Consider the following 14,325-nt stretch of genomic DNA (forward strand, 5'->3'; position numbering starts at 1 on the left):
CGCTAGCCTCTGCCTTATGACTAGACCGAACGAAGGAATGTAGGCACACAGATGCCCAGAGACATGGGAGGGTACGTCATCATAAGTTACGCAGAGATCCATTGTGCATCGTATAATTTCCTATCACTACTTCCCATTATTATCCAGTAGTGACCGCGTAGCGTACCCGTATGTTGGAATAGTTTCACATAATATAAAAATTTTGTTAGGAAGCGTGTCAAAAAATATTTTTTTGACACCCCACCAACGGCTTAAACCGTTGATACATCAACATTTTTAGAGGGAGAGAAGACAGATGAACAATGTAACAGTTTATACTACGACGCATTGCCCGTTTTGCGCGATGCTAAAAAACTTTTTAAACGGACAGAACATTCCTTACAGAGAAGTAAATGTGGAAAGGGTCCCTGCGATGATGCGGAAACTTGTCGCAACAACCGGGCAGATTGGCGTTCCACAAACCGAAATCAACGGCAAATGGGTGATCGGTTTTGACCCGGAAGGCATTATGCAGGCATTACAAAATTGAGGAGAGATGAAACATGGGAAAAGTAGCGATCATTGCAAGCAACGGCGGATTGTTTGATGCCTATAAAGTATTTAACATTGCAACGGCAGGGGCAGCGTCCGACATGGAGGTGGCCATCTTTTTCACATTTGAAGGATTGAACCTCATCCATAAAGAAGTGCATAAAAATTTGCCGATGCCGGAAGGAAAAGAAAACTATGCGGAAGGTTTTGCGAAAAGCAACACCCCTTCTATTCCTGAACTCGTTGAAATAGCAAAAGACCTGGGTGTAAAATTCATCGCCTGCCAGATGACAATGGATGTCATGGGCCTGAAGAAAGAAGATTTTATCGACGGCACTGAAGTCGGCGGCGCTGTCACTTTTCTCGAATACGCAAAAGATGCGGATGTAACGCTGGCGTTTTGAAAAAGAGCGGAGACTCTCCCTCGAGTCCCCGCTCTTTTTTATTGAATTTCAATCCTTTTTCCGGATGAACCTTCTTTCGTTTTCTTCGGGATGTTGATTTTCAGGACGCCGTTATCAAGGGTGGCGCTGATTTCGTCTTCTTTAATATTGTCGACATAGAACTGCCGGACGAATTCGCCGTAGCGGCGTTCCTGCCGAATGACTTTATTTTTTTCGTCTTTGCTTTCTTCCATTTGGTCGCGTTTTGCGCGGATCGTTAAATAGTTATTGTTCACATCAATCGTAATGTCTTCTTTGGAAAAGCCAGGCAATTCCGCTTCAACGAGATAAGCATCTTCTTTTTCAGTAATATCTGTCCGGAACGAGTTGGCATTACCGTTGAACGGTGTTAAAGCATTTGTGTCAAACATATCATTGAAGGTCTTAAGCATACGTTCGAAAACATCTTCATTCCTTCTGAATGGCATTAAATCAAACATCTCAAAATCCCTCCTTCTACTTACACTATCATTATACCCTGCTGAAATCGGTTTAAAACAAAGATACTATTCAAAATAAATTTGTTCACAAAAGCGTCAAAACTTATTAATAGAACTCCTGCACAAAAAAACGTTAAGATGATACCGAACATAAAAAAAACAAAAAGCAGGGGTAATATGAAAAAGAGAGTATGGATAACAGCCATTATCCTATTGGCTATCGTGATCATCGGGGGTGCCGTTTTTTACAGTTGGCACGTGAAAAAGAGCGCGGAGCAAAAAGACGCGCAGCATCCTGCACTGCCGATTCCGGCGGTGCTTAAAGACACCAATCCGGATCCGGATGTGGCGGATTTCACTTTAACCGCACAGCATGGCAAAAAAGAATTTATAGCTGGAAAAACGTCAACGACATACGGGTATAACGGCAATTATTTAGGTCCTGTGATCAGGGTGAGAAAAGGCGAAAAGGTCAATATGACAGTAAAAAACGACTTAAAAGAAGTGACAACGGTACACTGGCATGGCCTTCTGGTACCGGGTTCCGCAGACGGAGGCCCACATAATACGATTTTGCCGGGCAAAACGTGGAAAGTCAGCTTTACCGTAAGCCAGCAGGCAGCCACGCTTTGGTACCATCCGCACCCGATGGGAAAGACGGGTGAACAGGTTTATAAAGGCCTGGCCGGGCTGATTTATGTCGATGATCAAAATTCGGAGAAACTAGATATCCCGAAAGACTACGGAAAAAACGATTTTCCGCTCGTGCTGCAGGACCGCCGTTTTACGAAAAACGGGCAATTGTCCTATAAATTGGACATGAACGACCAAGTATTTGGCTTTCAGGGCACGACCGAACTCGTCAACGGCGTAATCCAGCCGCAATTGACAGTCAAACGCGGTCTTGTCCGCCTCCGGATTTTAAACGGCTCAAACGGCAGGACGTATAATCTGCACCTAAGCGGCAACCAAACATTTACGCAAATTGCATCTGACGGCGGGTTCCTTGCATCGCCGGTGAAAATGAAAAAACTGACACTTTCAGCCGGAGAGCGCGCGGAAATCCTTGTTGATTTTTCCAAGCTAAGAGACGGCGGTATGCTCCAGTTGAAAAACGGAAAAGAAACGCTGATGTATTTTAAAGTTAAAGGCAAATACACAAAATCTTACAGCGTCCCAAGGAAACTTGCAACCATTAAGAAAATCCCGGATTCAAAAGCGGTCAAAACCCGCAAATTTGTGATGAGCGGCATGGGCCCGAATGTCAGCATCAACGGCAAGCAAATGGATATGAACCACATTGATGAAACAGTGAAACTGCATTCCATCGAAATTTGGGAAATCAAAAACGCTTCAACTTCCATGGGGACGAAAAAAATGGTGCACCCGTTCCATGTCCACGGTGTCCAGTTCCAGATTTTGAGCATAAACGGCAAAACGCCGCCTGCAAATGAGCAGGGCTGGAAAGATACAGTGCTCGTCAATCCGGGAGATACGGTGAAAGTGATAATGCGGTTCCCGTTTAAAGGCATTTATATGTATCACTGCCATATCCTCGAACATGAAGACCTTGGCATGATGGGGCAGTTTGAAGTGAAATAAGCCAGAAAGGGAGTTCTCGCAAAAGTCCTTTTTAAACAAGAAAACCCGTTGAGAAATTACTTTTTCTCAAAGGGTTTTCTTGTTTAGAGCAAAATTTTCCCGAGGAAACGGTTCAGAGAAGCTTTGTCAGGATCATTAGAGCAAAAATCTCTGGAGAAACGGCTTTGAGAAGCTGTGTCACGACCGTTAGAGCAAAATTCCTACTTAAATGGGGCTTTTGGGACAGCTCCGTTACGCTTTCAGTGAAAAATCTTCTACTCCGCCAAATGTACCGCCAAATAAAACAGTGCAATGCCTTCCGCTGTTTTCGGATCAATGCCCGTGACTTCGGTGATTTGCTTCAGCCTGTAATGGAGCGTATTAATATGCACATGGAGCTGTGCGGCTGTTTCTTTCAGCGACAGGTTGTTTGCAAGATAGGCTTGCAATGTTTCTGCGAGGCCCGCATGTTCCTGCAGTTTCGCGATTGTTTTTTGCAAATACTCCTGGCGCGCCTCTTCCGACACTTCTTCTATCAGCAGATCAAGGAGCAGGTCTTCATAAAACACAATACCGCCATTTTTTCCGGCAACTTTCAAAGCTTTCTGTGCTTCTTTGAACGACTGGCGGATCACATATGTACCGGCTGTTTTTCCGACCCCGACTGCGCAATTTGGCGCAAATCGCCGCTTAAAATCTTCCAATTGCCCATAAAACCGTTCTTTTGAAAACGGCGCTTCCACGCTTTTCAGCAGCAAAAACAACCCCGGACTCCAGTGCACAATCATGTCGCGGTCCGTTTCAATATAGGATTGCAGCCGTTCAAATATTTCTGTTTCCCCCGATGGCGGCACCGCCATTTTTAAAAAACAGCAGATGTGAGGCACCTGCATCGGAATCCCAAGCATCAGTCCCCGTTCAACGAAATGCTGGTCATACGCCTTTACTGTCGCCCATTCGTAGAAATATGCCTCGAGCCCCCTCGTTTTGGACCGTGCTTGTTCAGCATGGACGGTTTCCTGAATAATAAGCTCCGTCAGCCGGCGGATCAGCTCCGCATAATGTTCGACTTCTTTCGGATTGCCGGTGACGCCGATAACGCCAATCGTCCTCCCTTCGAACCGGATCGGCATATTGATCCCCATCCGCACCCCTTCCATTTGCGCCGCCATTTCTTCATCAATATACAATTTTTTGTTCGTTTGAAAAACTTTCTGTGCCCCCATATGGAAGTTTCCAATCCGGTCTTTTTGCGTCGAGGCCATGATCACCCCGTTTTCGTCCACAACAATAATATCCTCATCCATCACCGACTGCACTTCATTCACGATTTTTCCGGCAATTTTTGGAAACAACAGCATGTTGACCACCTTTGTATATAAATTTAAAAATCAACCAATAGTAACCGCTAAACTTTGTATTTTTATCTATATCATTCTTGCACTTTTAGCTTTATCATAAAATGAAGCACAAAACAATATTTTTCTCGTTAAAATATTGAAAATTTGCAGAACGGGGGGAAGGTTTGATGATTCAAGCCGATATAAAAGAAAAACTGCAGCAAATTGTTGGCCCGGAAAATTACGATGATTCGAAGGCGGGCAGGCTTGTGTATTCGTATGATGCAAGCCCGCAGTTTCAGTCAATGCCGGATGCGGTCGTGGCGCCGCGCAATAAAGAAGAAGTGCAGAAAATCGTAAAAATTTGCAACAAACACCGGATTCCTATTGTGCCGCGCGGGTCGGGCTCCAACCTTTGTGCCGGCACATGCCCGATAGAAGGCGGCATCGTGCTGTTGTTTAAGCATATGAACAAGATTTTGGAAATTGATGAAGAAAATCTGACGGTGACGGTTGAGCCCGGCGTGATCACGCTCGATATGATCAAAGCGGTGGAAGCAAAGGGGCTGTTTTATCCGCCGGACCCGAGTTCGATGAAGATTTCGACCATTGGCGGCAATATCAACGAAAATTCCGGCGGGCTGCGCGGTTTGAAATACGGGGTGACCCGCGACTATGTGCTGGCACTTGAAGCCGTGCTTGCAAGCGGTGAGGTCATCCGCACCGGCGGAAAACTGGCGAAAGATGTAGCCGGCTACGATTTGACGCGGCTTTTGGTCGGTTCGGAAGGGACGCTCGCCGTCATTACGGAAGCGACGCTGAAACTTTTGCCGATGCCGGAAGCAAAAAAGACGATGCTGGCGCTTTACCAGGATATTGAAGCGTGTGCGCAAACGGTTTCCGACATTATTGCGAACCGGATCATCCCGGCGACGCTGGAATTTCTGGACCAGCCGACACTGCAGGCGGTGGAAGCTTTTGCGCATATCGGCCTACCGACCAATGTGAAGGCAGTGCTTTTGATCGAGCAGGACGGCCCGCAGGAAGTGGTGGAACGCGATATTGAAAAGATCGCGGAAATTTGCCGCAAGCAACATGCAGTCGATGTAAAGGTGGCAGCTTCCCCGGAACATGCGGAAGCGCTCATGACGGCAAGAAGGAGCGCTTTAAGCGCACTCGCCCGCCTGAAGCCGACAACGATTTTGGAAGATGCGACCGTGCCGCGTTCCGAAGTCGCAAAGATGGTGGTGGCAATCAATGAAATTGCTGAAAAATACGGGCTCCATATCGGGACATTCGGCCATGCGGGGGACGGGAATCTGCACCCGACCTGCCTTGCCGATATCCGGGATCAGGACGAAATGGAGCGGGTTGAAAAAGCCTTTGCGGAAATTTTTCAAAAAGCGATTGAACTGGGCGGCACGATTACCGGCGAACATGGCGTCGGGATGGCGAAAGCGCCGTATCTTGAATGGAAACTCGGGGAAACGGGCATTGGCGTCATGAATGCGATCAAAAATGCGCTGGACCCGAACCATATTTTAAATCCCGGCAAAGTCTTTGCCAAAGAAACGGATCGAGTGGTGATGGAAAAATGATTACAGCCGAACAACAAAAAGAAATCCAGCAGAAATTCAGGGAAAGGATGGACGAAGACCAGCTTTTAAACTGCATGCGCTGCGGCTTTTGCTTACCGTCTTGCCCGACCTATATTGAATCGGGGTTCAAAGAATCGCACTCGCCGCGCGGCCGGATTGCATTGATGAAAGCCGTTGTGGACGGCATTATCGAACCGGATGAAGATGTGGAGCGCTCTTTGGACTTGTGCCTCGGCTGCCGGGCTTGCGAATCGGTATGCCCGTCCGGCGTCCAGTACGGGCATCTTTTGGAAGAAGCGCGGGATATTATCCAGCAGTCGAAGAAAAAGAAGCAGTCCCTGCCGGTAAAAGTGCTCCGCAAAGCGGTCTTTGAAGAATTGTTCCCGCACCAGAATCGGATGCGCGCTTTAACAGGCCTGATCGGTTTTTACCAGCGGAGCGGCCTGCAAAAAGCGGCGCATGCGACAGGCGCTTTAAAGCTTCTGCCGAAAAATTTATCGTCCATGGAAAAAGTGCTGCCAAAAATTCCAAAATGGAAGGAAATGAAACAGCGCCCGGAACATTTGATGCCAAAAGCGGAAGTGAAAAAACGCGTTGCCTTTTTTACCGGCTGCCTGATGGACACGATGTTCATGGAAACCAATGATGCGACATTGAAACTATTGCAGCTTGCCGGCTGTGAGGTTGTCATCCCGCAGGACCAGGCATGCTGCGGGGCGCTGCATGGCCATGGCGGCGAAAAAGAGATGGCAAAGGGCCTTGCCCGCCGCAATATCAAGGCTTTCGAAGATTTGCGCGCTGATTATATTATCACGAATGCCGGCGGCTGCGGCGCTTATTTAATCGATTACGGCCATTTGTTAAAAGACGATCCGGAATGGGCGGAACGGGCCGCGGCATTTTCAAGCAAAATAAAAGATATTTCCGCTATTCTCGTAGAGCTGGGCTTCCATAAACGGAAACTCAGCCTCCCGCACCAGGTGGTCACGTACCAGGATTCATGCCATTTGCGCAATGTGATGAAGACCTCTTCCGCGCCGCGCCTGCTCATTGGCGCCATCGAAAATGTAGAATTCCGGGAAATGAAGGAAGCGGACCACTGCTGCGGGTCGGCCGGCATTTACAATATTGTCGAGTCGGAGATGTCCATGCAAATTTTGGACCATAAAATGGAAAACGCAAAAGCGACACATGCCACAACCATTGTGACCGCCAACCCGGGCTGCCTGCTGCAAATGAAACTCGGGATCGAACGGGCCGGTTTAAGCGGAAAAGTCCGCGCTGTCCATATCGCCGACCTGCTGATCGAAGCAATGGGGGAAAAAACGCCAGTATAAAGCGCAAAGCAAGAAAAAACGCAACATTTTCAAGCAGCAGGCATGGCAGCTTTGCGATTTACCCATGGATACGGACATGACTAATGGAAAGCAATCAAAACCGCTGAGCGCGCACTGCCCGGCGGTTTTTCCTGTTTCCGGCTTCCGGGGAACAGGGCATTGCTATCAGTTGAATAATTTGTAGAAATTGTTATGATAAAAGAAACTTGAATGAAGCATATTCGGGACAATATACTCATAAACGGGCGGATAAGCTTGCATCTTGTGGACAGAACGGTAAAATGAATGGAGTGTCACGGATTGATCTTGAAAAATTTTTTGCCGGACCGACAAGTGAAATCGGTGTTGTCAATCAGGCCGGAAGAATTAAAAAAGCATGGCATTAAAGCTATCATCACCGATTTGGACAATACATTGGTCGAATGGGACAGGCCGAGTGCGCCGCCAAAACTGGTCCAATGGTTCCAAGATATGCAGGAACATCATATCAAAATCACGATTGTTTCCAATAATAATGAAATGCGGGTCAAAACATTCGCGGACCCGCTTGGCATCCCGTTTCTTTTCAGAGCGAGAAAACCGCTTGGCAAAGCGTTTCGTAAGGCGCTTGCCATCATGAACGTGAAAAAGGAAGAAACCGTCGTGATCGGCGACCAGCTTTTGACCGATGTGCTCGGCGGTAACAGAAGCGGTTTTTATACGATTCTCGTCGTCCCGGTTGCGCAATCAGACGGCTTTGCGACGAAACTCAACCGGATGATTGAACGCCGGATTATGGGCTGGTTCAGGAAAAAAGGTTATTTGACTTGGGAGGATTGAATTTGGAAAAACAAGCTGTCCATTGTATCGGCTGCGGGGCGCTCATCCAGACGGAAGATCCGGATGAGGCAGGTTACGCGCCAAAATCTGCGCTGGAAAAAGAGCAGGTCATTTGCCAGCGCTGTTTCAGATTGAAACATTACAATGAAGTGCAGGACGTGCCGCTTACAGACGATGATTTTTTAAAAATTTTAAACCGGCTTGGGCAAGTGGATGCGCTCGTTGTAAAAATTGTCGATATTTTTGATTTCAACGGGTCCTGGCTGCCGGGATTCCACCGTTTCGCGGGCAAAAACCCGGTTCTTTTAATCGGCAATAAAGAGGATCTCCTGCCAAAATCGGTGAAAAGAGCGAAAATGGCCAACTGGATGAAGCAGCAGGCGAAAGAACTCGGGCTCCGTCCGGTCGATGTGTTGCTTGTGAGCGCAGCAAAGGGGCACGGCATGGATGAAGCGATGGCTGCCATCGAACAGTACCGGAACGGGAAAGATGTGTATGTTGCCGGCTGCACGAATGTTGGGAAATCCACTTTTATCAATCGCATTATACGGCAGGCAACAGGGGAAAAAGAGGTCATCACTACATCCTATTTTCCGGGGACGACGCTGGATATGATCGGTATCCCGCTTGATGACGGGACATCTCTTTATGACACGCCGGGGATCATCAACCACCACCAGATGGCGCATTTTGTCGGGAAAAACGAATTAAAGGTGATTACGCCGAAAAAAGAAATCAAGCCGACCGTATTTCAGCTGAACGAGCAGCAGACGCTGTTTTTCGGCGGTCTTGCGCGGCTTGATTATATAAAAGGCGGCAGACGTTCATTTGTCTGCTATGTTTCAAATGCTTTAAAGATTCACCGTACAAAACTTGAAAATGCGGATGATTTGTATGCGCGCCAGCTCGGGGAACTGCTCCAGCCGCCGGGAAAAGCGGAAGCCGCGGATTTCCCGGCGCTTGTCCGCCATGAATTTTCCATTAAAGAAGGAAAGACGGATATTGTTTTTTCCGGGCTTGGCTGGGTGACGGTCAACGAACCGGGCGCCGTTGTCGCGGCCTATGTGCCAAAGGGTGTTCAGGTCATGCTGCGCCAGTCGTTGATCTGAAAAAGGTTCTGTTTTTAACGGGGAGTGAGAAATGTGCGCGATTTATATGGGGTGATCGGTGACCCGATTGCCCATTCGCTGTCGCCTGCGATGCACAATGAAGCATTCCGGGCACTCGGGATTGATGCAGACTATCATGCTTTCCATGTCACGCCGGAAAATCTGGAAGCCGCCGTAAACGGCATGAAAGCAATCGGCGTGGCCGGATTTAATGTGACCATTCCGCATAAGCAGGCGATCATGCCCTATTTGGATGAGATTGACTTGCTTGCGGAAACGATCGGTGCGGTGAATACCGTTGTCCGCACTCCACACGGATGGGCCGGGTATAATACAGACGGCCCGGGGTTTATGCAGGCGCTGAAAGAAGAAAGCGGTCGGGTGATTTCCGGGGAAAAAGTGCTTGTCATCGGCGCGGGCGGTGCGGCAAGAGCGATTTATTATACGCTATGCCGGGAAGGGGCAGTAACCGTTGATCTGTGCAACCGCACGGTAAAAAAAGCGGAAGAAATGCGGGACGAAAGCCCTTTTCCGTGCCCGTCAAAGGTGCTTACGCTTAAAGAAGCGGAAGAACAGCTGGGAGAATATACGCTGATTGTGCAGACGACATCGATCGGCATGCATCCGGATACAGAGGCGCAGCCGCTTTCCGTCCGCCATTTAAAGCCTGGTGCGTTTGTGTCTGATATCATATACAATCCTTTTGAAACGAAATTTTTAAACGAAGCAAAAAAACGCGGCGCCCGGGTGCAAAACGGCCTCGGCATGTTTATTTACCAGGGGGCTATTGCGTTTGAAAAATGGACCGGTGTGAAGCCGGATACCAGGAAAATGAAAAACGTCGTTGAAAGCATTCTAGGAGGAAACTCATGTTAACAGGTAAACAAAAACGTTTTTTGCGGGCAAAAGCCCACCATTTGAGCCCGATTTTTCAGGTCGGAAAAGGCGGGGTCAATGAAAATATGGTCAAACAGGTGCAGGAGGCGCTTGAAGCGCGGGAACTGATCAAAATCAGCGTCCTGCAAAACTGCGATGAAGATAAAGATACTGTTGCCGCAGCGCTTGCAGAAGGGGCGCGTGCGGAACTCGTGCAAATCATCGGCAATACGATTGTCCTTTATAAAGAATCGAAAAACCATAAAGAGATTGTTTTGCCTTAAGGGTGGGCGGCATGAAAAGAGTGGGTATTTTAGGGGGGACGTTCGACCCTCCGCATATTGGTCATTTGATTATCGCGAACGAAATTTTGCAGGATCTGAAACTTGACGAAGTCCGTTTTATGCCAAACCAGGACCCGCCCCATAAAGAAAAAACGGCCGGCATCACTGGCCATGACCGAATCAAAATGCTCACGCTTGCCATTTCGGGGCAGCCGGCATTTTCGATTGAGGGAATAGAGATGGAGAGGCCCGGCCGCTCCTACACCTATGACACAATGGTGCTGCTTAAAAAGCGGGAACCTGATACGGACTTTTATTTTATCATTGGCGCGGATATGATCGAATACTTGCCGAAATGGCGGAATATCGACCAACTCGTTCGGCTCGTCCGCTTTGTCGGCGTCAACCGGCCGGCATATTCGCACCAGACCAAGTATCCTGTCCAATTTGTTGAAATTCCGGAAATTCATATTTCCTCGTCACTGATCCGTGAACGTCTGCAAAAAAATCGGTCGGTAAAATATTTAATTCCGGATGCAGTGTGGGAATATATAAAGGAGCATCATTTATATGGAACGTGAGAAAGCATTGGAACTTGTCAAAGCCCAGCTGATGGAGCGCCGTTACATCCATACGCTCGGTGTTGCTGAAAGCGCCGTCCGGCTGGCGAAAAAATATCATGCTGATCAGAAAAAAGCCGAACTTGCGGCGATTTTTCATGATTATGCAAAATTCCGCCCGAAAGAGGAAATGAAACAAATCATCCTCGACCAGAAAATGGACGAACGGCTGCTTTCTTTTCATCATGAATTATGGCATGCCCCTGTTGGCGCTTATTTGGTGGAAAAAGAAGCCGGCGTCACGGACCGGGAAGTGCTCGATGCCATCAAATACCATACATCAGGCAGGGCTGGAATGGCGTTGCTTGAAAAAATTGTATATTTGGCTGATTATATTGAACCCGGCCGGAATTTTCCGGGTGTCGAAGAAGCAAGGCGGCTTGCGGGCAAGGATCTCGATGAAGCGGTGTTGTATGCAGCCGGGCATACCATTACATTTTTAATTGGCCGGAATCAGCCCGTTTTTCCGGATACGATTGCGTTATACAATGATTTAGTGATGAAGAAAGAAGGGGAGTAAATGGACAATCAGACGTTATTAAAAACAGTCGTAAAAGCTTGCGATGATAAACGTGCGGAAGACATCGTCGTCCTCGATATGCGCGGGATTTCATTAATTGCGGATTATTTCCTGATCTGTAATGGGAACTCCGATAAACAAATTCAGGCGATCGCCCGTGAAGTGAAAGAAAAAGCGGAAGAAGCAGGAACTGCGGTCAGGCGCATGGAAGGGTTTGAAGAGGGAAAATGGGTGCTGATTGACCTTGGGGATATTGTCGCCCATATTTTTAACCGTGATGAACGGAATTACTATAATTTGGAAAGGCTTTGGGGGGACGCGCCGACTGTTAGTGCGGAGAGCGTCTTGCAATGAGCTACGAAAATTTCGCCTATGTATACGATGCGTTGATGGAAGATGCCCCCTATCCGCAATGGCTGCAGTGGGTGAAGCAGCAAAGGGAGCGGCATGGTGTCAAAGGAAGGCGCATGCTCGATCTTGCCTGCGGTACCGGTGAACTGTCACTGCTGCTTGCACGGGAAGGTTTTGAAGTAACGGGCGTTGATTTATCGGAAGACATGCTTACAGTCGCGAGCGGAAAAGCACTGGCTGAAGGGGCACACCTCACTTTCCTGCAGCAGGATATGCGCGCGCTTTGCGGCCTGCATGATTTTGATATGGTCACGATTTTTTGTGATTCTCTGAACTATTTGGAAACGGAAACAGAGGTCAAAGAAACGTTCCGGCATGTGCATGCAGCCCTGAAGGCCGGGGGAATGTTTTTGTTTGACGTGCATTCCGTTTATAAAACAGATGTGTTATTCCCTCATCACACTTTTGCCGATAACGGGGATGAGGTTTCCTATATCTGGAACTGTTTTCCGGGTGAGCGCCCGCATGCCGTTGAACATGATCTCAGTTTTTTCGTATATGATGAGAAATCCGGCTTGTATGAACGTTTTGATGAATTACATAAACAGCGGACGTTTCCGGTTGCTGATTATGAAAACTGGCTTACGGAATCGGGCTTCCATGTTATGCCGCCCGCTGCTGATTTTACAGAAGAAGCGCCCGGCCCAAAAAGTGAAAGGATATTTTTTACGTGCATCAAACGATAAAAGCATTCTGCCTACGCAGAATGCTTTTTTTGAAAAAAATTTAAAAAAGAAGCAGGAATAAACAGAAAGATGTCGAAATATCATGGTGTGCCGAATTGCCCGGCCACCGCGTCCGTATCCTCCTTAAATTTCTCATGCGTCGCTTCAAACAGTTTTTCGAATAAGCCATCCGTCCCTTTTTCAAGCACCTTTAATCCTTCGCCGGTGATACCGCCTTTTACCGTCACTTTTTCCTGCAGGGCAGGTAGCGTATAAATTTGCTGCTTCAGCAGTTCCCCCAGGCCGATCAACATCTCAGCCGTTAATATGCAAGCGGTGTCGCTGTCAATCTTTGTTTTGTTGACGGCTCCTTCTATCATTTTTTGTGCCAAAAAACTGAAAAAAGCAGGACCGCAGCTGACCAAATCCGATGCCACTCTCGTGATTTGCTGGTCAACTTCAACCGGGGTGGAGATGTTGGAGAACAGGGTTTTTAATTTTCCCTGCCACTCGCTTGTGCACTGGCTGCCAAATGTCAGCAACACCGCACCGGCAGCTGCCCTGTTTGTAATGCTCGGGATGGCTCTTGCGCACGAGCAGGGAACCATTGTGGCGAGCTGCCCGACTGTAACCGGGCTTGTAATGCTGACAAGGCACTGATCATTCCGGAAGGCGCCCCCAGCCTTCTCTAGAATGCCGTGAATCTCAAGCGGTTTTACACACAGCAAAATTAAGTCGCTCTCCAAAATAGTATTTTCTATATTTTTAACCTGCATCCCGGGATACTTGTTTGCAAGTTTTGCGGCTTTTTCAGGTGTGCGATTTGTGATCCGGAATTGTGCAGGCGTAACGGCTTTTGTTTCTATCAAAGCTTCAATTAACATGCTACCCATATTTCCCGTTCCGATCACGCCAATGTTCATGCTGGCTTCCCCTCCTCAAGCCGCCGATCTTTCAGCGCCCGGTACAATATATGCGCAAATTCAGGCGATTATGTATCCAAAAACAAAAAGAAAAAAAGAGGTGAACGTCTTTGAAAACGTTGTTTCTCAAATACCGCTGGCATGCTGCTGCGGCTGTCGCAGCCATTACGATTGCAATCTTTTACTATTTTAGCCAAAATGGAGGTATGGACACTGCTTCCGGGGCTTACCAGCAACCCGAAACGGCCGTGCAGTCCGGACAGCCTGCGGAGGGCGGGACAGATGTGCAAAATCAAAACGGGACCCAAAATACCGCACAAACGCAAGCCCCGGCCCAAACGCAGAACGCTGCCGAAGTTTACGTGGATGTAAAAGGCGCGGTGAAGCATCCCGGCATCTATAAAGCAGAAGCGGATGACCGGGTCTATGACCTCATTCAGGAAGCAGGGGGCTTTAATGAAAACGCCGACCGGAATCAGGTCAATCTCGCGCAGAAAGTAAAAGATGAAATGGTGATTGAGGTGCCGAAAAAAGGCGAAAAAGCGGCTTCTGCCCAAACTGCCACGGCGGCTGCCGGAATTTCTGCGCCCGCTTCCTCTTCTTCCGGGACGGCGGCAAGCGGTGAAGCGGCCGCACAGGTCAATATCAATACGGCCGACCAGACCCAGCTTGAAACGCTTCCGGGCATCGGGCCGTCAAAAGCTGCGGCCATTATCGAATACCGGGAGAAAAACGGCCCTTTTCAAAAACCGGAAGATTTGAAAAATGTGTCGGGGATTGGGGACCAGACTTTTGCGAAAATCGAAAATTCCATCACTTTACAGTAAT

17 protein-coding genes are annotated in these 14,325 nt (G+C 48.1%); 14 read left to right on the top strand and 3 right to left on the bottom strand.

What is annotated here, in order from left to right; all coding sequences use genetic code 11:
- Positions 1-295: 295 nt before the first annotated feature.
- A complete protein-coding gene (locus tag NFR98_RS04775; protein WP_014097944.1) occupies positions 296-529 on the top strand; it encodes a glutaredoxin family protein in 234 nt (77 codons plus the stop codon).
- A 13-nt stretch (positions 530-542) separates the two neighbouring features.
- On the top strand, positions 543-935 hold the full coding sequence (locus tag NFR98_RS04780; RefSeq protein WP_013859724.1) for a DsrE/DsrF/DrsH-like family protein: 393 nt from the start codon (positions 543-545) through the stop codon (positions 933-935).
- Positions 936-973: 38 nt separating this feature from the next.
- On the opposite strand, the gene NFR98_RS04785 is transcribed toward NFR98_RS04780, so the two are convergent.
- Positions 974-1,414, bottom strand: a complete 441-nt coding sequence (locus NFR98_RS04785; protein WP_013859723.1) for an Hsp20/alpha crystallin family protein — start codon at positions 1,412-1,414, stop codon at positions 974-976.
- A gap of 177 nt (positions 1,415-1,591) precedes the next feature.
- Here NFR98_RS04785 and NFR98_RS04790 point away from each other — a divergent pair, with 177 nt between their 5' ends.
- Complete coding sequence (locus NFR98_RS04790) at positions 1,592-3,016, top strand: multicopper oxidase family protein (RefSeq protein WP_014097945.1); 1,425 nt, start codon at positions 1,592-1,594, stop codon at positions 3,014-3,016.
- 254 nt (positions 3,017-3,270) lie between these two features.
- Here NFR98_RS04790 and NFR98_RS04795 read toward each other — a convergent pair whose 3' ends face one another.
- Complete coding sequence (locus NFR98_RS04795) at positions 3,271-4,356, bottom strand: CdaR family transcriptional regulator (protein WP_014097946.1); 1,086 nt, start codon at positions 4,354-4,356, stop codon at positions 3,271-3,273.
- Positions 4,357-4,523: 167 nt separating this feature from the next.
- On the opposite strand from NFR98_RS04795, the gene glcD reads away from it, so the two are divergent.
- From glcD to NFR98_RS04845, 10 genes are all read left to right on the top strand, one after another.
- A complete protein-coding gene (glcD, locus tag NFR98_RS04800) occupies positions 4,524-5,933 on the top strand; it encodes a glycolate oxidase subunit GlcD (RefSeq protein ID WP_026683221.1) in 1,410 nt (469 codons plus the stop codon).
- The gene (locus tag NFR98_RS04805; protein WP_026683222.1) at positions 5,930-7,270 is read left to right on the top strand and encodes a (Fe-S)-binding protein; all 1,341 of its coding nucleotides are present in this window, start codon (positions 5,930-5,932) and stop codon (positions 7,268-7,270) included. Before glcD ends, NFR98_RS04805 begins: the two co-directional genes overlap by 4 nt.
- Positions 7,271-7,570: 300 nt before the next feature.
- Positions 7,571-8,089 (top strand): YqeG family HAD IIIA-type phosphatase, encoded by a 519-nt coding sequence (locus NFR98_RS04810; RefSeq protein ID WP_081092946.1) that lies wholly within the window; start codon positions 7,571-7,573, stop codon positions 8,087-8,089.
- 2 nt (positions 8,090-8,091) lie between these two features.
- A complete protein-coding gene (gene yqeH / locus NFR98_RS04815) occupies positions 8,092-9,198 on the top strand; it encodes a ribosome biogenesis GTPase YqeH (RefSeq protein WP_014097950.1) in 1,107 nt (368 codons plus the stop codon).
- A 33-nt stretch (positions 9,199-9,231) separates the two neighbouring features.
- Positions 9,232-10,074, top strand: a complete 843-nt coding sequence (aroE, locus tag NFR98_RS04820) for a shikimate dehydrogenase (protein WP_061086601.1) — start codon at positions 9,232-9,234, stop codon at positions 10,072-10,074.
- Positions 10,068-10,358 (top strand): ribosome assembly RNA-binding protein YhbY, encoded by a 291-nt coding sequence (yhbY, locus tag NFR98_RS04825; protein WP_017550571.1) that lies wholly within the window; start codon positions 10,068-10,070, stop codon positions 10,356-10,358. The genes aroE and yhbY overlap by 7 nt, the downstream gene beginning before the upstream one ends.
- 11 nt (positions 10,359-10,369) lie before the next feature.
- The gene (locus tag NFR98_RS04830) at positions 10,370-10,939 is read left to right on the top strand and encodes a nicotinate-nucleotide adenylyltransferase (RefSeq protein ID WP_017550570.1); all 570 of its coding nucleotides are present in this window, start codon (positions 10,370-10,372) and stop codon (positions 10,937-10,939) included.
- A complete protein-coding gene (gene yqeK / locus NFR98_RS04835; protein WP_061086602.1) occupies positions 10,929-11,498 on the top strand; it encodes a bis(5'-nucleosyl)-tetraphosphatase (symmetrical) YqeK in 570 nt (189 codons plus the stop codon). Before NFR98_RS04830 ends, yqeK begins: the two co-directional genes overlap by 11 nt.
- On the top strand, positions 11,499-11,852 hold the full coding sequence (gene rsfS, locus NFR98_RS04840) for a ribosome silencing factor (RefSeq protein WP_014097955.1): 354 nt from the start codon (positions 11,499-11,501) through the stop codon (positions 11,850-11,852). It abuts the gene before it with no gap.
- A complete protein-coding gene (locus NFR98_RS04845) occupies positions 11,849-12,595 on the top strand; it encodes a class I SAM-dependent DNA methyltransferase (protein WP_014097956.1) in 747 nt (248 codons plus the stop codon). The genes rsfS and NFR98_RS04845 overlap by 4 nt, the downstream gene beginning before the upstream one ends.
- Before the next feature lie 80 nt (positions 12,596-12,675).
- Here the strand turns inward: NFR98_RS04845 and comER are convergent, their stop codons facing one another.
- Entirely contained in the window at positions 12,676-13,497 is an 822-nt protein-coding gene (gene comER / locus NFR98_RS04850) for a late competence protein ComER (RefSeq protein ID WP_014097957.1), read from the bottom strand.
- Between the two features lie 110 nt (positions 13,498-13,607).
- Between comER and NFR98_RS04855 the strand changes: the two genes are divergently transcribed.
- Complete coding sequence (locus NFR98_RS04855; protein ID WP_014097958.1) at positions 13,608-14,324, top strand: helix-hairpin-helix domain-containing protein; 717 nt, start codon at positions 13,608-13,610, stop codon at positions 14,322-14,324.
- The last annotated feature ends 1 nt before the right edge of the window (position 14,325 follow it).

This window comes from Weizmannia agrestimuris, assembly GCF_943193165.1.
Lineage (GTDB): Bacteria > Bacillota > Bacilli > Bacillales > Bacillaceae_C > Weizmannia > Weizmannia faecalis.

Bases quoted from the DNA above. Each gene is read 5' to 3' on its own strand.
- NFR98_RS04775 (WP_014097944.1), top strand. From the start codon at position 296: ATGAACAATGTAACAGTTTATACTACGACGCATTGCCCGTTTTGCGCG.
- NFR98_RS04780 (WP_013859724.1), top strand. From the start codon at position 543: ATGGGAAAAGTAGCGATCATTGCAAGCAACGGCGGATTGTTTGATGCC.
- NFR98_RS04785 (WP_013859723.1), bottom strand. From the start codon at position 1,414: ATGTTTGATTTAATGCCATTCAGAAGGAATGAAGATGTTTTCGAACGT.
- NFR98_RS04790 (WP_014097945.1), top strand. From the start codon at position 1,592: ATGAAAAAGAGAGTATGGATAACAGCCATTATCCTATTGGCTATCGTG.
- NFR98_RS04795 (WP_014097946.1), bottom strand. From the start codon at position 4,356: ATGCTGTTGTTTCCAAAAATTGCCGGAAAAATCGTGAATGAAGTGCAG.
- glcD (WP_026683221.1), top strand. From the start codon at position 4,524: ATGATTCAAGCCGATATAAAAGAAAAACTGCAGCAAATTGTTGGCCCG.
- NFR98_RS04805 (WP_026683222.1), top strand. From the start codon at position 5,930: ATGATTACAGCCGAACAACAAAAAGAAATCCAGCAGAAATTCAGGGAA.
- yhbY (WP_017550571.1), top strand. From the start codon at position 10,068: ATGTTAACAGGTAAACAAAAACGTTTTTTGCGGGCAAAAGCCCACCAT.
- NFR98_RS04830 (WP_017550570.1), top strand. From the start codon at position 10,370: ATGAAAAGAGTGGGTATTTTAGGGGGGACGTTCGACCCTCCGCATATT.
- yqeK (WP_061086602.1), top strand. From the start codon at position 10,929: ATGGAACGTGAGAAAGCATTGGAACTTGTCAAAGCCCAGCTGATGGAG.
- rsfS (WP_014097955.1), top strand. From the start codon at position 11,499: ATGGACAATCAGACGTTATTAAAAACAGTCGTAAAAGCTTGCGATGAT.
- NFR98_RS04845 (WP_014097956.1), top strand. From the start codon at position 11,849: ATGAGCTACGAAAATTTCGCCTATGTATACGATGCGTTGATGGAAGAT.
- comER (WP_014097957.1), bottom strand. From the start codon at position 13,497: ATGAACATTGGCGTGATCGGAACGGGAAATATGGGTAGCATGTTAATT.